This is a genomic window from Azotobacter salinestris (assembly GCF_009363155.1).
GTDB lineage: Bacteria > Pseudomonadota > Gammaproteobacteria > Pseudomonadales > Pseudomonadaceae > Azotobacter > Azotobacter salinestris.
This window is the reverse complement of the sequence record NZ_CP045303.1, coordinates 191,175-208,214: the sequence shown is the minus strand read 5'-3', so window position 1 is coordinate 208,214 and position 17,040 is coordinate 191,175. Positions and strand designations below refer to the sequence as shown.

The window sequence follows — 17,040 nt, the reverse complement described above, 5'->3', positions numbered from 1 at the left end:
GACAAGGAGACCAGAATGGCTCGGGCATACAGTGCGGATCTTCGCCGACGCGTCGTCGACGCGGCCATGGGCGGGCTGTCGGCTCGGCAGGCCGCCGAGCGATTCGACGTCGGCACGGCGACGGCGATCGTCTGGGTACGGCGCTTTCGGGAAGGCGGGGAACTCGTCGCCCGCCGACAGGGCAAGCCCCGGGGCTTGCGGCTCGATCCCCATGTGGACTATCTGCTCGGCCTGCTTGAGCAACCCCCCGACCTGACGCTGGCCGAGCTCGCCGCAACCCTCGAGCGGGAGTGCGGTATTCGGGTCAGCCTGGCGACGATATGGACGTTTCTCGACCGGCACGGCATGACGTTCAAAAAAAGACCGCGCATGCGGCCGAGCAGCAGCGGCCGGACGTCCAGGCAGCCCGACAGGAGTGGTTCGAGGAACAACCCGGCTTCGACTGGCGCAAGCTGATCTTCGTCGACGAAACCGCCGCCGCGACGAACCTGGCCCGCCTGCGAGGCTGGGCCCCTCGCGGCGAGCGCTGCCTGGCCGCGATCCCTCACGGTCACTGGAAAACCACGACCTTTACCGCCGGCCTGCGCGTGGACGGGCTAACTGCCCCGCTGGTGCTCGACGGCGCCATGAACGGCCCGGCCTTCCTGGCCTATGTCGGGCAGGTCCTGGTTCCCGAGCTGACGCCCGGCGATATCGTGGTGATGGACAACCTGCCGGCCCACAAGGTCGCGGGGGTACGCCAGGCCATTGAAGGCGCAGGAGCCACACTGCGCTACCTGCCTCCCTATAGCCCCGACCTGAACCCGATCGAGATGGCCTTCTCCAAGCTCAAGGCGCTGCTGCGAAAGGCGGCGGCGCGGACCGTGCCGGAGCTGTGGCAGAGCATTGGCGAGGCAATCGGGCAGTTCTCGGCGCAGGACTGCAGGCACTACTTCGAGGCAGCCGGATATGAATCGGGATAAGGTAAAAATGCTCTAGCCTCTCCCCCGGAGCCAACCGGGGCAGGTCATGTGAAGCCTCCGGGCCGGATTAGCGTGCCTTGAAAAATCGTCGCCCCTCCTGACTGCATTCGGACAATAGGAAAACGACCATGACCACAGTGAAGCTCTCCTATGGAGAAGAACAACTGATCGCCTTGATCATCGAGCATATCTACCCTGACCCGAAAGAAGGGTCAGTGCTGCCGGTGGAGCAAGGTGAGCAGCGGGCAGCCCGTGGCCTGGAGCGCAAAGGGCTGGTAGTGCTCAGCTTGGATGGCAGTGGCTTCCAACAAATGACCTTCACTGCGCTCGGACAGACTATCTACGAGCAACGGCTAGCCGCTGCCAACTGATCAAGGAAAAACTCCTGCAGGTACCAGCCAGGCCCTGCAGGCAAGCCACCGTCCAGAAAGCTGGTCAACCCCAAGTTAACCACTAGGTTCTGTTGACGCAAGCCCAGTGCTAAAACTGGGCTTTTGCCATGACTGACAGAAGCCGTCTGAGCGATACCGACTGGTCCCGTATCCAAAGTCTGCTGAGCGCCACGAAGGGGATCCGGCTGACCCGTACTCTCGGCTGTCGCCGCTTTGTCGAGGCGGTGCTCTGGATACTACGCAGCGGCGCTCAATGGCGGATGCTGCCTCGTTGCCTCGGCTCATGGAACAGCGTTTTCAAACGCTTCACCCGCTGGTGCCGGCTCGGCGTCTGGGACCGGCTTCACTCGGTACTGGCTCGGGACGCTGACCTTCAGCACGTCTGCATCGACAGCTCCGTCGTGCGTGCCCATGCCTGTGCAGCCGGGGCGGCCAGCAGTACTGCGGCCCAGGAGGCACTGGGGCGTTCGCGAGGAGGCTTCAGCAGCAAGATCCATGTGTTGACCGATGCGCTGGGGTTACCGATTCGCTTCATCCTGACGGAAGGCCAAGCGGCCGATATCAGCCAGGCGATCCCACTCATGGCGGGGATCGTCACGTCGGCACTGCTGGCCGACAAGGGCTATGACGCCAACCAGCTTCTGGCCTGGCTGAAGGAGCGCCAGATCCAGGCCGTCATTCCCGCCAGACGGAACCGCATCGAGCAACGCTCCTGCGACTGGCATCTCTACAAGGAGCGGCACGTGATCGAGTGCCTGTTCGGCAAGCTGAAGCACTACCGGCGGATCACCACTCGCTATGAGAAGAGGGCCAGCCATTTCAAGGGAATGCTGGCTTTTGCGGCTGTTTTGCTATGGCTGCGCTGATACGTCAACAGAACCTAGTAAATCATATGTGCGGCCAACAAGCAGGCTCCATACAGCGCTACCGACGAACGTATTTTCATGGTGTTCTCCCCTTTTGCGGCAAACGATCGGCAGTGTCAGCTCGCCAGTGCCGGATGCGCGGCGGCAACCCGGTACTGGCCTGCATGGAAGACCAGCGGTTCTGCGCCGCTGTATCGGTATTGTTCGATCTCGCCAATGAAGATCAGGTGGTCACCGCCCTCGTACTGGGTGACGTTGCGGCACACCAGCACTGCCACCACATCGTCCAGCACTGGGGCTCCCGCCTTGCCATAGGAATGAGCTACACCGGCGAACTTGTCAGCTGCTGCCCGTGCGAACTGCTCCGACAAGTGGTGCTGGTGCGCGCCTAGCACGTTGATGGCGAAGTGGCTCGCCGAGCAAAAATCCTTCAGGCTCGGTGCCGTGCGTGCCAGGCTCCAGAGCACCAGCGCCGGCGACAGCGACAGTGAGGAGAACGAGTTGGCGGTCACACCGACGTTGCGGCCGTCAGCGGTGCGCGTGGTGATCACGGTCACACCGGTAGCGAACTGCCCCAGCAAGTTGCGCAGTTCGCGGACATCGCGGCCCTCGGCATCGAGCAAATCGTGAGCCTTGGTTTCGGTGGCGGCATTCATGGTGATCTCTCCCCTCAAGCTGGCTCAGGCGGCCTGTTGGCTCATTTTTGTGATAAAGGCATGGCATTGCTCGGCGTCGAACCACCAGGGTGCGAACTGGCGCGGGTCGTCGAAAGCATTGGTAATGGCGCTGGCCAGCGGCTGTACCTGGCTGGCGGCACCGAGCAGTTGAAGCACGTGCTCGGCGGGTGGCACCAACATGCTGTTGGTCCAGCCCACGACATGGCGGGCATAGTCCCAGTACTGCTCGAAGGTCTGCTCCATCCAGGCACGACTGAAGGGTTCCTCGTCCTGAGCGAGAATTGCCTCCAAATGGGCTCGGCGTATACATGTCTGGCGCGCTTCACTTGCCGGCATCCGGGATTGCTGGCGTCGCGCGCGATTGCACGCGCAGCGTGAATCGAACCAGCGGTGCGGTCAGCGCCGTCGTCACCAGCGCGAACACCACGAGGATCGTGTAGACCCTTGGCGGAAGGATCTGCATCTGCAGACCGATTGACAGGACGATTAGCTCCATCAAGCCGCGCGTATTCATCAACGAGCTCACCAGCATCGCATCGTGTGGCGCAAGCCCGGTGGCACGCGCGCCCAGATAGCTGCCGCCGAACTTGCCGATGAATCCGCCCGCGAGGAATACACCGAACCACATCCATGATGCCGCGTCGTCGATCGTGCCGACCGACACATGCAGCCCCGCATACGCGAAAAACACCGGCATCAGCACAAGCTTGACGAAACCTTCGACGTTGTCGCGCCACTCCTTCGCGACGCCGGGCACGCGCCGCACGAACAGCGCCGCCGCAAGTGCGCCAAATGCGCTATGGAATCCGATCAGCGACGTCGCGAGTGCCGACGCCATTACGAAGCAGAACAACACGGCCAAGCGGTCGCGCGCCGCATGCGCAGTCGATGCGAGCCGCGCAAGCGTCGGTCGAACCACGAAGCGCACCAGGAGCGCGCACAGCACCAGATACGCGAGCAGGCTGACGAGCATGCGCGCAAATGCCCAGCCAGGCCCGCTCGATAGCGAGGCAATCGTTGCAAGCAGCATCCATCCGAGCGCATCCGTCAGCATCGCGGCAGACATTGCGTGCCGTGCGCCCACCATGGCGCTGAGCGCCAGGTCGTCGATGATGCGCGCCATCACCGGCACCGCTGATACCGCAAGTGCGACACCGCAGAAGAGTACATAGGGCAGCGCCGGCGCGTCGCTGGCGAGCGTGCCTTTCGAGACGGTGGCGACGATCATGCCGATCGCGGCCGGTGCGACGAGCCCGCCCGCTGCGATCGCGACGGGCATGCGCCAGCGCTTGCCGCGCAGCGTCTCGCCCAACTCCATATGCAGACCGACCTGAAACATCAGCAGTACCAGGCCGACTTCGCCGACTTGCGCCATCGCTGACAGCGCACGTGGGCCGAACAACACGTCGTAGAAACTCGGTGCGATCACGCCGAACAGCGAAGGCCCCAACAGCAAACCGGCCGCGATCTCGCCGACGACCGCGCACTGGCCGAGCCGTTCGGCAATGCGGCCGCAGACGTTGCAGAGCGCGATCACCAGCACGAGTTGCAACAGCCAGATAGTCATGAATACCTCGGAAAGAGCGACACCGACACGAAGCTGGTGGCCGCGAGCCCAAGCGGGCCCGCCGCGCCGTACGCCGTGATGACCGTGACGCCGCTCGCCAGGTTCGCGAGCGCCTGGCGGAGCGACGCGGCCGAGACCGGCTCGGCTTCACGCATCACCGCTCACTCGCGACGCGGTCGACCCAGCCCCGGTAGAACGCACGGTACTTGAGCACGAGCTTGTCGTACTTGCTGTACGCGCCGCCGCCGTCCGGCTTCATCCCGTTCCAGATTTTGACGTCGTACCCCGCTGCCTGTCTGGTCTGCAGCCCGAACAGCACGAAGTCGGTCGCGCGGCGCAGGGCGCCGCCCACCTTCTTGATCGAGATGAGCATGTGCATGACGTTCTTGCCGTCGCTCACCGGCGTCACACACTGGAGCAGCTTGTATTTGACGTCTCCGTCCAGGGCGACGGTCATGACGCACCCGCCGGGGTAGCCATCGAAGTGCAGGTTCATCTGCGACATGTTCAGGCCGAGCGCGCGCGACAGCATGCCGAGGGGGCCGAAGTACCGGTCCACGGTGAAGTCGATCCCGGCACCGAACCACGCGCCCGCCCGGGCCAGCGACTCAACCTCCGGCCACCGGCGCCAATCGTCGAAGAGCTTGAGCTCGAAGGCCGAGATCGGGAGCGCGTGCACGGGGGTCGCGTGCTGCGCGTCGTAGAAGTTCTCGACGATCCGCAAGACCGCCGTCGTCGTCTCGAACGCGAAGTGCAGGTGCATAAAGTCGCCGTTGTCGACGTCGGCCGCGGCGATTTCGGGCAGCGGGTGCAGCGGCTGCGGGGAGCCGTACCAGACCCACACGTAGCCGTATCGCTCGGCGGTGACCAACGTCGGCTGGCGCGCCCCGCGCGGCACGGGCTCCAGCCGGCGCACCGCCTGGCTGTGGCCGGGGATGTGAACGCACTGGCCCTGCTCGTCGTACCGCCAGTGGTGAAACGGGCACTGGATGCACCCGTCCTTGACCCGCCCGTCAGCCAGGTTCGCGCCTAGGTGCGAGCAGTGGCGGTCCATCACCACGGCCCGCCCCGTCGCTCCGCGCCACGCCACGCACGGACGGCCGAAGAGCGTCAACTCCGTCGGCTTGTCCTTGAGGTCGTCCGAGCGCATCGCGACGTACCAGCTCGCGGCCAGGCGCGTGGTCGCGTCGTACGCCCCCGGGGGATGCTTCTTGACGCTCGCTTGATCCAATTGAATGTCGTTCATCGTTTTTGTGTCGTCGTCGGCCGACTACTTCTTCAGCGCCAAGCCGATGCGGGTCGTGATGTACGCCTTGAGCAGCGCGAACATCGGGTTGTAGTCGAAGTACTTTTTCACCTCTGCCGGCGCGCTGGTTTGCGTCCAGTACATCAGCTTCATCGCCGGCAGTAGGCTGTACTTCGAGTTGTTGAGCTGCGGCTTGTCCCCGGTGATGCAGTACCCGAAGCCGAACATCGGCTTGGCGAAGTCTCGTTCGTCGATGAGGGCGTGAATCCGCGCCGCGGCCTCCTCGGCCGGCTTGCGCCCGGCGCTCACGGCCTCGACCTCGGCTTTGGCGTCGTTGAACAACTGGTAGTACTCCTCCATGTCCGCGCACAGGTACCCGAGGTACGGGGGGTTGTTGTCGAGGTGATCGAGGTCGCCCTCGTCGCGCGACGCGCGGAACCTCGCGTGGGCTTGCACGAGCCGGAACTGCCCGAGGATTGTGCCGACCGCCCACAGCCTGTGGAACGCGTCCCATAGGCGGAAGTCCGAGAACGCCGTGTAGCAGCAGCTGACGAAGTCGTCGTTGTGGTCCAAAAGCTTTTGCTGCAGGCGCTCGATGTACTCGAAGCGCTCGGGGGAGAAGTCGTCGTCGCATAGCGCCTTGATGAGGCGCGCCGCGAGCGCGTGGATGGTCACCGCGGTGTTCTCGAGCCCCCGGGAGAAGAGCGGGTCGATGAACCCGTTCGCGTGCAGCATCAGGCAGTAGCGGTCGCCGACGCAGGCGTTCGACGAGAACTGCAGGCGGTCGGTCTTGACCCAGTCGCGCACCGGCACGGCGTCCCGGAACTGCGCCCCGATGCTCGGGAACCGCGCGAGGAACTCGTCGAATTCTTGCTGCGCGGAGATGTCCGTTTTCGGGTAAACACGCGGGTCGAGCTGCAGGCCGACGCTCACCAGGTTGTTGGTCGACCGCGGGTGGTTGTTGAACGGAATCACCCAGAGCCAGCCGCCCGCGAACATGTGGTGCAAGGTCCCCTCGTGCCAGCGCCAGCGCTGCCCCTTGACCTTGAAGATGTCGTCGAACGGCTTGACCCCGAGCATGTGCGTGTAAAGGCTGCGCGAGTGCGTCTTGAAGCGACACGGTTCTTCGCGGAGCTTGAACTTGGTCGCGAGCGGCGCGCGGGGTCCTCCGCAGTCGATCATGTACCGGCCGGTGAACCGTTCGCCCTGGGCGGTGGTCACCGCGACGCCGTCTTTATCGGCGTGGTATTCGGTCACGTTAGTCTTCTGGCGGACCTTGCAGCCGTATTTAATGGCGGCTTGCAACAAGTAGGCGTCGACGTCTTGCCGGTAATAATGGCTCTCCGGCCCCCACGGCAGCTCGGGAATGACGCACTGCGTGAACTCCTTCGGGTCGTGCTCCTGGCCGGGCTTGTGGAACACGAAGCCGAAGTTGCGCTTGATGCCCGTGCTCGACGCGACGTAACGTTGCGTCGAGTAGAACGACGTGATGTGGTCGAGCTCCGGAATGCCGTAGCGATCAGCGATGATGCGGTTCATAAGAGACGTCTCGGGGATCGACGATTCGCCGATCGTGAACCGCGGGTGCGACGACTCCTCGATGATCAGCACGCGAAACTGTTTTTTGGCCAAGATGGCCCCCATCTGGGTGCCGGACATGCCCGAGCCGAGGATGATCACGTCGAAGTGGTTGCTATCGCGCCCGTTCGCGGGGCTCTTCTGAGTCATGGGGCAAACTCTCCTTGTGAGATAACACATGGCCCCGCGCGTCAGGATTCGTCGAGCGCGGCGCGGATGCGGGACCGCGCGGCACACGTGAGCGTGAGTAGATCGCCGAGCATGCTGGGCGCGTACCCCCCGCTGCCGATTGCGGGGCCGCTTCGCCCGACTTCGTACGCCCGCTCCGCCAATTTAAGGTGAGGCGCCCGGAAGCGCAGCAGGACCTTGAAGACCCGCTCGAGGGCTGCCAGCCCAGCCCGGACGGGCTCGCCCCGCGCACCGACCGCTCGCGCCTCGCCGAGCGCGCGGTCGACGAGCGCCGGCCCCCCAGCGAACCGAGCGTAGACCGCCCTGTACGCGGGAAGCACGTAGGGCAGGTACGTCTCTTTGAATTCTCGATAAGCTTGGTCGTCCGATTGCGAGCCCCACAGGACGTGCTCCAGCACGAAGAGGGGCATTTCTACGGCACCGGGGCCGAGGTAGCTCTGGCCCCCGACTCGAATCGGTTCGTAGAAGGGGCGGAGCTCATCGTAGAAGACCTGCAGCGAGATGAAGCGGTACGCATAGACGATCGATTCGACCATTTTCTGCAGATAGGCTGCTAGCTCGTCGCACCCTTGCGCGAACGCGGGCGACCGCAGGGGCACATCGGACAGTTCGACGGTCACCGCGATGGCCGCCTCGAGGGCCGCCATCGAGATGCGCACGCTCTCGAGCAGGTGCGCTTCGTCGCGGAGCCCAGTGTAGCTCCGCTGCGCGTCGGCCGCCGTGGGGTTCCAGACCGTCACATGCAGGAGCGTCTCGCGCGGCGGCAGGTCGGTCGCGCGCGCCAAGTCGAGCAGCACCGGCTCAAGCCCGGGCACCACGTCCACGGGCTCATGTCCGTGCCGCTTGAGCGACCCCAGGAAGAACCCGATGTCCCGCATCGCGGCGGCGGCTTCGACGAAGCCCCAGCCGGAGGGCACGCCGCGCGCCGGGAGGAACTCGCGCAGCAGGCCGACGATGCCGGGCACGTCCTTGTTACGGTTCAGGCCCGGCAGCTGCAGAACGAGCGAGCGCGCCTGCAGCGGATCGCAGGCCGCCACGGCAGCGTGCGTGGCCGCGAATGCGCATACCCGGCCCAGGGCGCGCTCCACTACAGGATTTCCGGCGCCGCGGGCGTCGGCCCGGGCTGGCTGCGAGACAGCCCCGCGTCGCCCTCGCGCAGCGACCTCAAGTAGTCATAGTTCGTCGGCAGGCTCGTCCGCAGACGCTCGGCCTCGCGCTGGATGCGGGCGAACATCGCCTCGGCCTTATCGATCGACTCCGGTCGGTGCCGCAAGAGCGGCAGCGACCGGTCGGGCAGCATGCCCAAGCCAGCAAAGATGCAGTAGTAGTTTCCGTTCAACCAGAAGTTCTTGAATTCGTAGTCGAAGGTCTCATAGTACGTGGAATCGTCGAACGACGTGGTGGTCAGCGGCAGCCCCGCCTTGTAGCGCAGAACCTTCTCTTTGATGGCATCCGAGAGTCGCAGGTCGTGCCGGTTCGCGAGCCAGAACGGCGTGTCTTCGCGCGACGTGGTGAAATAGTGCGCCTGGACGAAGTCTCGGCAGTCGTCGAACATGTAGACGATCTCGGCGTTGAACGCGTCGGTCAACCGCGGGTCGAACGAGGTGTCGGGGAAGTGCTTCACGAGTTGGTAAAGCGCCGCGTAGATGAAGTAGATCCCCGTCGATTCTAGGGGCTCCAAAAAGCACGACGACAGCCCGATAGCGACGCAGTTGTTGACCCACGCCCGCTTGTTGCGCCCGACCCGGAACTTGATCTGGTTGAGCGGCTGCTTGTCCGAGAGGCCCCAGAGGTCGAGGAAGTCGGCGGTGGCCTGGTCGCGCGAGGTGAACTTGCTCGAGAAGACGTAGCCGCTGCCGAACCGGCCCAGCATTGGAATCTTCCAGGTCCACCCCGAGTTCATGGCGATCGAGGAGGTGTACGGCTCGATCCCCATGCGCGCGTCGTCGTTGGGTACGGCGCTGGCGACCGCGCTGTCGCACAGCAGGTAGTCGGACATGTCAATGAAAGGCTCCTTCAGGGCCTGGTTGATCAAGAGCCCCCGCATGCCGGAGCAGTCGATGAACAGGTCCGCCTCCAGCGTCCGACCCTCCTTGGTGAACAGGTTGGAGATGTAGCCGCGGTCGTTCAGGTGAACCTCCACGACCTCGTCGACCACGCGGTTCACCCCGCGCTCGACGGCCCAGCGCTTCAAGAAATCGGCCACCAAGTGCGCGTCGAAGTGCCACGCGTGGGACATCTGACGGGTGCCGTCGGGCAGGCACGGTGCTAGCTTGCCGTCGAGCGCCCCGGGCTGTGGGTAGCAGGCGTACTCCATCGGCTGCTGGAAGCCCTGTTCGCGCTTGCGCAGCCAGTAGTGGGTAAGCGGCACGCCGTCGCAGTTCGGCACGCTGCCGAACAAATGGTAGAAGTAATCGTCGCGCGAGTGGTCGGGAGACTTTCTCCAATTCACGAACTTGATCGCGGCCTTGAACGCGCCGTTCACTTGGGGCATCCACTCCCGCTCCGGTATCCCGAGGAAGTCGAAGAACACCTTCTGCAAACTCGGGATGGTCGCCTCGCCCACGCCGATCCGGGGGATCGCCGCAGACTCGATGAGCGTAATGTTCGCCTGCTGTTGGAGCGCCCGGACGAGGTACGAGGCGGCCATCCAGCCCGCAGTGCCGCCGCCCACGATGACGATATTCTTGATCGGGTTGTTCATGACACTTCCTTGTTTCAAGGCGGACTGCCTGTGACGGGGGGGAGGCCGCCAGTCTCCGTGCAAGAGGCACATCAATGTGCTTGTTAGATTAGACTCTAGCCTGCCGAAAAAGCGATGCAAATTCCGCTTCCGAATTAACATTCTAAAAAGCAAAGGCATTTGGTATAAAGGAAGGTTTTTGCGTACGTTTTTTTGCGCCTAATCAGTCCGCCGCTAAGGATGGTCTGAAGTAGCCATGTATTTTGGGCTGACTTCATCCACCGCCGATTTTGAAAGAGGCGAGCCGATCAAAAATGATCGGATCACTCGCTCATTTCGGTGTTTTCAGCCGTCGCGAGCACCCCGCGGCGGCCACTTTCCGCATCACAGGCGCACCTCTCCTGCGCTGGCCAGCAAATGTCGGCGGGCCATCCACAGATTCGATAGGGCAAACAGCGTCACCATCTGCGCGGCATTCGTTTTCCTCGCCGTGCAGCAGTTTGTCGACCTGGGTGATGTCCGCAACATTGGCGGCGGTCACCACCACGCTATGCACCAGGCCCGAGTCTTCGTCGGCACCGATGTGGGCTTTCGCGCCGAAGTGGTGAGTCGACCGCAGGATCTGCCCCCACAGCCGCTCGCAGAACCGTACGTGACACTCTCGCGTCATACGGCTCCTGTTATCCAACCTTGCTGCCCGGCCACTCGCCAGTGATGGAACAGCCGGGGTGCCACCGTCCGCATCTTGTCCAGCCATTGGCTAATGCGCCGCTTGCTCCTGTGAAGGGCCTTGTACTTTCGTCGGGCCCAGCGCTCAAGTGCGCGGTCAATGTGTTGGAAGATGCCAAGCATGGCCGTTCGATAGAACGAGCCATAGTAGTGCCACCACCCCTGTATCACCGGATTGTAGAGCCGAGCCACGTCGGCTAGCGTCACGTGGGTTTGGCGATTGAGTCGCCACCTGCGCACCGCTTGCCGCATCCGCTTCAAGGCATCCGCGCTCGCTCCCGGAAGGAAGCTCGTGAAGCGCCTGTCTTGTTTGCTGAGTGCCTTCCTCGGCCTGAAGGTGAAACCGAGGAAGGTAAAGCTCACATGCGGATAGTCTGCGCCACGGTTACTGTCCTTGCAGTACACAACCTTCGATTTCCCTGGGTGCATCATCAAGCCACAGGCAGCCAGCCGTGAGGCAATGGAGCGCATCACGTACTCCGCTTGTTTCCGACTGCGGCAATGCACCACCGCATCATCGGCGTAGCGGGCAAACGGGCAGTTAGGGCTGGTGCGTTGCATCCAGGTATCGAAAGTGTAATGCATGAACAAGTTCATCAAGATCGGACTGATCACCCCTCCTTGCGGGGTACCACGCTCGCGTGGAACGCGCGCGCCATCTGCCGTTTCGAACGGCGCAACCAGCCACCGCTCGATGTACAGAAGAATCCAGTCCTCCTTGATGTGCGCGCGCACCGCCTTCATCAGCAGTCCATGATCGATGTGATCGAAAGCTGCCTTGATATCAAACTCCACCACCCAGTCGTATCGCCAGCAGCGTTCACGCGTGATCGCCACCGCCTGCTTCGCCGATCGTCCTGGCCGGTACCCATAGGAGTCCGGATGGAAGATCGAGTCCAGCCCCGGCTCGATGAGAAACTTGACCACGGTTTGCGCAACACGGTCACCGACCGTGGGCACTCCCAGCTTGCGCGTGCCTCCCGATGCCTTGGGAATCTCTACCTGCTTGACCGGTGGCGGGAAGTACGACCCCGACGACATCCGATTCCACAGCTTGTAGAGATTCTTTGACAGGTCCCGCTTGAAATCGTCGAGGGTTTCATCGTTGATGCCGGCAGCACCGCGGTTGGCCCTGACCTGCCGGTAGGCTTCCCATACCGTGCGCTTCGCTATGTCATAAGGTTTCGCCGAGCTCACGCCGTTCATCCCCGGAGGTTGGCAGCGCTCGCCGGCAGGATAACGCCGCCCCTTCGCTCCACCTCCATTACTTCTTGACTCTCGGTACGGTGCAACTGTTCAGGGGCACCCAAGGCGAATGGGATCGCATGTTGCGGGTGTCGAACCAGATATATCGGCTTCAGTTGCAGCCGATCCTCCACGATCCGCATGCCCTGGTAGAGCGGCTACACGGCAAAGCTCAAGGCCAAATGAGCCTCTTTTAGGAACAGGAGAATGAGATGACGTTTTCTACTCGACGTGCCAATGGGCTGAGGCTCGAACGCATGCAGGCCTCCCGGCAGTATGCCGGCGAAGGCTTCGTGAACACCTACCCGGCCAGCGTGCAGCGCGTGCCCGAGGGGCGGCCGACGCTGGCCGACTTCCTGTTCCGTGGTGAGGGCCGCACGCCGGCACAGCTACTCCCCGTCATCGACCCGCGCGCCACCTGGGCCCGGCCCGTCGAAACCGGGCTGCGGGCCACCTGGCTCGGCCATTCGACCGTGCTGCTGGAAATCGACGGCCACCGGGTGCTGACCGACCCGGTGTGGGGCGCGCGCGTCTCACCGCTGCCCTTCCTCGGCCCCAAGCGCTTCCATCCGGTGCCGGTCGACATCGCGGCCCTGCCGCCGCTCGATGCGGTGCTGATCTCCCACGACCATTACGACCACCTGGACTATCCCAGCATCCGGGCGCTGGCCCGGTTGCGGGTGCCCTTCGTCACCTCGCTCGGCGTCGGCCTGCACCTGGAGGCCTGGGGCGTGCCGGCCGAGCGTATCGTCGAGCTCGACTGGTGGGAGCGTACCGTGCTGCCGGGCGGCCTGGCGATCACCGCCGCGCCAGCGCACCACTATTCCGGACGCGGGCTGCGCGATCGCAACTTGACGCTGTGGTCGTCCTTCGCCCTGCGCGGCGACCGGCATGCGGTGTTCTTCAGCGGCGACACCGGGCTCTCGCCGGCCTTCGCCGAGATCGGCCGGCGGCTCGGGCCGTTCGATCTGGTGATGCTCGAGGTCGGCGCCTGCCATCCGGCCTGGGGCAATATTCACTTGGGGCCGGACAATGCCCTGCGGGCCTGGGAGCAGTTGGGCAGCGGGCGTCTCCTGCCGGTCCACTGGGGGACCTTCAACCTGGCCATGCACCCCTGGTCCCAGCCGGCGGATGTGCTGCTGGCGCACGCCTCGGAGGGACTGGTGATGCCCCGCCTCGGCGAGCCGGTCGAGCCGGCCCGGGTCGAGGCGGTCGAGCCGTGGTGGCGTGGGGTGGCCGAGGGTGATTGGCAGGACGATGCGCCGCAGGAAGCCGGGCCTCTGGTGCTGCCCGTCAAGGACTAGCCGCACCGCAACACGCGCCCAAGGCGCCGCCCGGCCAGCGCCTTGGGATTTTCCGGCTGGCAGGTAGCATGGCCTGCAACCACCATTGCAGCGCATGCGCGAGGCCAGACACATGCAATTCACCCATGAACAGGAGCCGGCGATCAGATCGCAGGCCAGAATCCTCAAGCTCGTCGCCTTTGCCGGCACCGGCAAGACCACGACCCTGGTCGGCTACGCCCAGGCCCGCCCGGAGGCCCGGATTCTGTACCTCTGCTACAACAAGAGCGTCGAGGTCGCCGCCAAGCAGAAATTTCCCCTCAATGTGACCTGCAAGACCGCCCACGGCCTGGCCTACGGTGCCATCGGCAAGCAGTACAAGCGCAAGCTCGGAAACCTGCGCCTCACCGACATCGCCCGGGCCATCAACTCCCAGAACTGGGAAATGGTGCGCAGTGTCCAGGAAACGCTGGGCAACTACCTCGCCAGCGCGGACGAGAAAATCACGCTGTTCCACTTCCCCGCGGAAAAACTGCAGAACGAGCGCATGCGACGGGCCGCCGACAGTATCGTCGAAGCCACCCGCCGGCTCTGGGCGCAGATGTGCGACCCGAACAACCACGCCACGCCCATCCCCCATGATGGCTACTTGAAGCTATGGGCGCTGTCGAAGCCGGACCTGAGCACCCGCTTCGACATCGTGCTGGGCGACGAGGCCCAGGACATCAACCCGGTGATCGCTGGCCTCCTGGCGCAGCAGGCCGCCTGCGGCATGGGTGTGGTCGTCTGCGGCGATGGACACCAGATGCTGTACCGCTTCCGGGGCGCCGTCGACGCCCTCGATGCCCCCTGGCTGGCCAACGCCGAGGTGCACTATCTCACCCAGTCCTTCCGCTTCGGCCCGGCAGCGGCCCACGTCGCCAACATGCTGCTGCACTTCAAGGGCGAGCGCCGGCAACTGGCGGGGCTTGGGCAGCCGACGCGGATTGCCAAGACCCTGCCCACCGATCTGGAGCACCGGGCGATCCTCTGCCGCACTGTGGTCGGCGTCATCGAAGCGGCACTGGCCGAGGTCGAAGCCGGGGCGAAGATCTTCTGGGTGGGCGGTATCGAGGGCTACAACCTGCAGGACCTCGAAGACCTGCACGCCCTGTCGAAGGGCAAACCCGACAAGATCAAGGGAAAAAAACTTCTCCAGGATTATCCCGACTACGACCACTACAAGGATGTCGCCTTCGAGAGCCAGGACCCGGAGATGACCCGCTCGGTGAAGATCGTCGAGCAGTACAGCAAGAATCTGCCGGAACTGTTCGCCAAGCTACGGCGCAATGCCGTCACCGACGAGCTGGAGGCCAGCGTCACCCTGAGCACGGCGCACCGGGCCAAAGGGCTGGAGTGGGAAGCGGTACAACTGGCCGAGGACTTCTCCTTCGAGCCATTCAAGCCAGACAACGACCCGGAGGCCTGGGTGGACGAGATGAACCTGCTCTATGTGGCCGCCACCCGGGCCAAGCAGCACCTGGTCGTCAACTCGACCGTACTGGAGATCATGCAGGAGTTTGTCGATCGACGCGACGGCAGGAAACCGGACGTGCCGCTGGCCTTCCAGAAGAAAGCGCCAGCAGCGGCGTAATCAGTATCAGTCATCGGCAGGTAGCTCCCGTGCGACCGCCTGCACCTGTCGATACAACCCTGGAAGATTGCGGTGAATCGTCTTCCAGACGATTTCCAGATCCACCTTGAAGTAGCCGTGCGCTACGGCGTTGCGCATCTGGTAAGCGGCAGCCAAGGGTAACTCTGGGTGAGCGGCGGCGAACTCCGGGTAGTGCGTTTCGATGTTGTGGCTGGCCTCGCCGATAATCTCGAAGTTACGAATCACGGCATCCTGAGCCATCTCGCTCTCCAGAAACGCTACTTCGCTCATGTCCTCGGTGTAGCGATCGATACGCTCGATGGCTTCGAGGATATGCGCCAGGTAGTCGGCCAGGCGTTGCATGTCTCGACTCATATCGGCACTGCTTCGGCAAGAACCTTCGTCCGGAACTTCTCGGGCAGCGCCTTCGGAGTCAGCACGTCCACTGGCACGCCGAGCAGTTGCAGCAGCTCATGCCGGATCGCCCCAATGTCGAAGAGGGTCGTTTCCTGCGTCGGGTCGATGAGAATATCCAGGTCGCTGCCCTCCCCATCGTCACCATGGACGACGGAGCCGAACACGCGAGCGTTGCAGGCGCGGTGGGACTCCACCACACGACGGATAGCCTCCCGATTGGCGTCAAGAGCTACTGACGGTTTCATGCCATTCCTCTCCATAATGAAGCTTGGGTAACTTCGTTTCAGGATTGCTTAACCCTAGGGGAAAGACAACGACGAACTCCGGTTTTGCCATTCCACGTCACTCCTTCCCCGCCCTGAAGGGCGAGGCTTGCCGCGCACCGGCTCAAGGACTAGCCGCACCGCAACTCGCGCCTCTCCTGCGGGCTCAGCCCCGACAAAGGGGGGCGATTTGGGTGCCTGGGCGGCTTTTCCTCGGTTATTTGTGGCCAGGATAACGGCAACACGCAAAATCCCAAGTCGATAGCTACGAAGCTCTGCATTGCATCCGCTCAGCGTGCCGCCCTGCGACCTACCGGCAGTTCCCCGCCCGGCGGAACCCCGCGGCCTCGGCATCAGCCGCCGAGCCAAACGAGACACGATTTTTTTCCTGCACTTGCTCGTAGCTCGGGCAGCCGACCGGCAGGTGGTAGATCTTGCTGGCGCTGTTGCCGATCACCGGGGCGGTGCCGCCCTGTTCGGCAACCTGCACTGGCGGCTCTACCGGCCGGCGGGCGGGCGTGGCCGTACCCTGCCCAGCCAGGCCTTCCCGGCTCGGCTTGTGCCCCAGCGTCCAGGTGCGTTCGCCGGTCACGAACGGGTTGTGGTGCCCCATGGCCTGCGCAATCCGCTGATCACGCTCGCGCTCCCAGGCGCTGGCCGGGTACATCCGGTTCCAGGCAATGAACAGTTGCTGCTGCTGGCGCGACATCGACAGCCCGTAGCGGTCGTGCATGTAGAACTGCACGCGGGCAACCAGGCCCTTCACCGCGTCTCGGGGCTCAGTCACCCGCTGCTTGAAATCCGTCCTGGTTGGGCAGGCCCCATACTGCGCCGGCGTCGAAGGCAGCATGCCGTAGCTGTAGTTGCTGCGGTCCGCGTTCACCTCCCCAATCGTGGGCGACAGGTTGTGCATGTCCGCCTCCATGACGCGGAATACCGGATCGCTGGTCTTGCAGTTCTCCCGGCCGCCCTTCTGCCAACACTGCCGCTGGTGGCCAAGCACCCAGGCCGGAACGATGTGCTCCCACTCGATGCGTTGGGCGCGGTTGCTGTCGGACCGGACTTCGTAGCCGCAGGACTTCAGGTCGAGCCGGCCGCCGGAGCGCCCCATCCATGTCCAGCGGCAACCGCAATACAGGTCCCCAACGTCGGATGTTTGCCGGTCGAAGTAGACCTTCTCGCGCAGGGCGATCTTGGCTTTCTCGAACGACTCGGGGGCGCCAGCCAGAACATGCTGACCGACCATGGAGAGAATGAAGGCGAGAGCCAGGCTGCTCTTTTTCACAGAGAATCCTTGTTGTTTGGGCTAA

The 17,040-nt window shown here is 63.8% G+C and carries 16 protein-coding genes and 3 pseudogenes; 5 read left to right on the top strand and 14 right to left on the bottom strand.

Going from position 1 to position 17,040, the window contains the following annotated elements; translation table 11 throughout:
- Nucleotides 1-15: 15 nt before the first annotated feature.
- Nucleotides 16-962 (top strand): IS630 family transposase gene (locus GCU53_RS24715; RefSeq protein ID WP_425278150.1). Its coding sequence is split into 2 segments (ribosomal slippage): nucleotides 16-361 and nucleotides 361-962, totalling 948 coding nucleotides; the frame shifts between segments, so codons are not numbered across the junction.
- 128 nt (nucleotides 963-1,090) lie between these two features.
- Entirely contained in the window at nucleotides 1,091-1,333 is a 243-nt protein-coding gene (locus tag GCU53_RS24710) for a hypothetical protein (protein WP_040107386.1), read from the top strand.
- Between the two features lie 5 nt (nucleotides 1,334-1,338).
- Here GCU53_RS24710 and GCU53_RS26370 read toward each other — a convergent pair.
- A pseudogene (locus GCU53_RS26370) lies at nucleotides 1,339-1,440 on the bottom strand (hypothetical protein); the annotation flags it as partial.
- A 21-nt stretch (nucleotides 1,441-1,461) separates the two neighbouring features.
- Between GCU53_RS26370 and GCU53_RS24700 the strand changes: the two are divergent.
- Nucleotides 1,462-2,220, top strand: a complete 759-nt coding sequence (locus GCU53_RS24700) for an IS5 family transposase (RefSeq protein ID WP_152390056.1) — start codon at nucleotides 1,462-1,464, stop codon at nucleotides 2,218-2,220.
- A 116-nt stretch (nucleotides 2,221-2,336) separates the two neighbouring features.
- Here the strand turns inward: GCU53_RS24700 and GCU53_RS24695 are convergent, their stop codons facing one another.
- From GCU53_RS24695 to ltrA, 10 genes and pseudogenes are all read right to left on the bottom strand, one after another.
- Entirely contained in the window at nucleotides 2,337-2,876 is a 540-nt protein-coding gene (locus tag GCU53_RS24695; RefSeq protein WP_152390196.1) for a flavin reductase family protein, read from the bottom strand.
- A gap of 24 nt (nucleotides 2,877-2,900) precedes the next feature.
- Nucleotides 2,901-3,185, bottom strand: a pseudogene (locus GCU53_RS24690) (styrene monooxygenase/indole monooxygenase family protein); the annotation flags it as partial.
- A 34-nt stretch (nucleotides 3,186-3,219) separates the two neighbouring features.
- Nucleotides 3,220-4,464, bottom strand: coding sequence for a cation:proton antiporter (locus GCU53_RS24685; RefSeq protein WP_152390195.1), 1,245 nt, complete (start codon nucleotides 4,462-4,464; stop codon nucleotides 3,220-3,222).
- The gene (locus tag GCU53_RS24680; RefSeq protein WP_152390194.1) at nucleotides 4,461-4,619 is read right to left on the bottom strand and encodes a flavin reductase family protein; all 159 of its coding nucleotides are present in this window, start codon (nucleotides 4,617-4,619) and stop codon (nucleotides 4,461-4,463) included. The genes GCU53_RS24685 and GCU53_RS24680 overlap by 4 nt, the downstream gene beginning before the upstream one ends.
- Nucleotides 4,619-5,710, bottom strand: a complete 1,092-nt coding sequence (locus GCU53_RS24675; protein WP_152390193.1) for a Rieske 2Fe-2S domain-containing protein — start codon at nucleotides 5,708-5,710, stop codon at nucleotides 4,619-4,621. Before GCU53_RS24675 ends, GCU53_RS24680 begins: the two co-directional genes overlap by 1 nt.
- 24 nt (nucleotides 5,711-5,734) lie before the next feature.
- Nucleotides 5,735-7,438, bottom strand: a complete 1,704-nt coding sequence (locus GCU53_RS24670) for an NAD(P)/FAD-dependent oxidoreductase (RefSeq protein WP_152390192.1) — start codon at nucleotides 7,436-7,438, stop codon at nucleotides 5,735-5,737.
- Nucleotides 7,439-7,479: 41 nt separating this feature from the next.
- Nucleotides 7,480-8,565 (bottom strand): monodechloroaminopyrrolnitrin synthase PrnB family protein, encoded by a 1,086-nt coding sequence (locus tag GCU53_RS24665; RefSeq protein WP_152390191.1) that lies wholly within the window; start codon nucleotides 8,563-8,565, stop codon nucleotides 7,480-7,482.
- Nucleotides 8,565-10,181, bottom strand: a complete 1,617-nt coding sequence (locus GCU53_RS24660) for a tryptophan halogenase family protein (RefSeq protein WP_152390190.1) — start codon at nucleotides 10,179-10,181, stop codon at nucleotides 8,565-8,567. Before GCU53_RS24660 ends, GCU53_RS24665 begins: the two co-directional genes overlap by 1 nt.
- Nucleotides 10,182-10,544: 363 nt before the next feature.
- Nucleotides 10,545-10,767: pseudogene (locus GCU53_RS24655) on the bottom strand (transposase); the annotation flags it as partial.
- Between the two features lie 59 nt (nucleotides 10,768-10,826).
- The gene (ltrA, locus tag GCU53_RS24650) at nucleotides 10,827-12,095 is read right to left on the bottom strand and encodes a group II intron reverse transcriptase/maturase (RefSeq protein ID WP_152390189.1); all 1,269 of its coding nucleotides are present in this window, start codon (nucleotides 12,093-12,095) and stop codon (nucleotides 10,827-10,829) included.
- Between the two features lie 251 nt (nucleotides 12,096-12,346).
- Here ltrA and GCU53_RS24645 point away from each other — a divergent pair, with 251 nt between their 5' ends.
- Together GCU53_RS24645 and GCU53_RS24640 are read left to right on the top strand one after the other, a co-directional pair.
- On the top strand, nucleotides 12,347-13,438 hold the full coding sequence (locus GCU53_RS24645; protein WP_152390188.1) for an MBL fold metallo-hydrolase: 1,092 nt from the start codon (nucleotides 12,347-12,349) through the stop codon (nucleotides 13,436-13,438).
- A gap of 112 nt (nucleotides 13,439-13,550) precedes the next feature.
- Nucleotides 13,551-15,050: a UvrD-helicase domain-containing protein gene (locus GCU53_RS24640; protein ID WP_152390187.1), complete on the top strand. Its 1,500-nt coding sequence runs from the start codon at nucleotides 13,551-13,553 to the stop codon at nucleotides 15,048-15,050.
- A gap of 6 nt (nucleotides 15,051-15,056) precedes the next feature.
- Here GCU53_RS24640 and GCU53_RS24635 read toward each other — a convergent pair whose 3' ends face one another.
- The 3 genes from GCU53_RS24635 to GCU53_RS24625 all read right to left on the bottom strand — a co-directional run bounded on the left by GCU53_RS24635 (nucleotide 15,057) and on the right by GCU53_RS24625 (nucleotide 17,015).
- Nucleotides 15,057-15,425, bottom strand: a complete 369-nt coding sequence (locus GCU53_RS24635) for a HepT-like ribonuclease domain-containing protein (protein WP_040107460.1) — start codon at nucleotides 15,423-15,425, stop codon at nucleotides 15,057-15,059.
- The gene (locus tag GCU53_RS24630) at nucleotides 15,422-15,712 is read right to left on the bottom strand and encodes a nucleotidyltransferase family protein (protein ID WP_040107461.1); all 291 of its coding nucleotides are present in this window, start codon (nucleotides 15,710-15,712) and stop codon (nucleotides 15,422-15,424) included. Before GCU53_RS24630 ends, GCU53_RS24635 begins: the two co-directional genes overlap by 4 nt.
- Nucleotides 15,713-16,040: 328 nt before the next feature.
- On the bottom strand, nucleotides 16,041-17,015 hold the full coding sequence (locus GCU53_RS24625) for an endonuclease (RefSeq protein ID WP_341873604.1): 975 nt from the start codon (nucleotides 17,013-17,015) through the stop codon (nucleotides 16,041-16,043).
- Nucleotides 17,016-17,040: the final 25 nt, after the last annotated feature.

Excerpts from the sequence above, each read along its gene's own strand:
- GCU53_RS24670 (WP_152390192.1), bottom strand. The coding sequence starts at position 7,438 with ATGACTCAGAAGAGCCCCGCGAACGGGCGCGATAGCAACCACTTCGAC.
- GCU53_RS24710 (WP_040107386.1), top strand. The coding sequence starts at position 1,091 with ATGACCACAGTGAAGCTCTCCTATGGAGAAGAACAACTGATCGCCTTG.
- GCU53_RS24675 (WP_152390193.1), bottom strand. The coding sequence starts at position 5,710 with ATGAACGACATTCAATTGGATCAAGCGAGCGTCAAGAAGCATCCCCCG.
- GCU53_RS24680 (WP_152390194.1), bottom strand. The coding sequence starts at position 4,619 with ATGCGTGAAGCCGAGCCGGTCTCGGCCGCGTCGCTCCGCCAGGCGCTC.
- GCU53_RS24695 (WP_152390196.1), bottom strand. The coding sequence starts at position 2,876 with ATGAATGCCGCCACCGAAACCAAGGCTCACGATTTGCTCGATGCCGAG.
- ltrA (WP_152390189.1), bottom strand. The coding sequence starts at position 12,095 with ATGAACGGCGTGAGCTCGGCGAAACCTTATGACATAGCGAAGCGCACG.
- GCU53_RS24645 (WP_152390188.1), top strand. The coding sequence starts at position 12,347 with ATGACGTTTTCTACTCGACGTGCCAATGGGCTGAGGCTCGAACGCATG.
- GCU53_RS24640 (WP_152390187.1), top strand. The coding sequence starts at position 13,551 with ATGCAATTCACCCATGAACAGGAGCCGGCGATCAGATCGCAGGCCAGA.
- GCU53_RS24630 (WP_040107461.1), bottom strand. The coding sequence starts at position 15,712 with ATGAAACCGTCAGTAGCTCTTGACGCCAATCGGGAGGCTATCCGTCGT.
- GCU53_RS24660 (WP_152390190.1), bottom strand. The coding sequence starts at position 10,181 with ATGAACAACCCGATCAAGAATATCGTCATCGTGGGCGGCGGCACTGCG.
- GCU53_RS24685 (WP_152390195.1), bottom strand. The coding sequence starts at position 4,464 with ATGACTATCTGGCTGTTGCAACTCGTGCTGGTGATCGCGCTCTGCAAC.
- GCU53_RS24635 (WP_040107460.1), bottom strand. The coding sequence starts at position 15,425 with ATGAGTCGAGACATGCAACGCCTGGCCGACTACCTGGCGCATATCCTC.
- GCU53_RS24700 (WP_152390056.1), top strand. The coding sequence starts at position 1,462 with ATGACTGACAGAAGCCGTCTGAGCGATACCGACTGGTCCCGTATCCAA.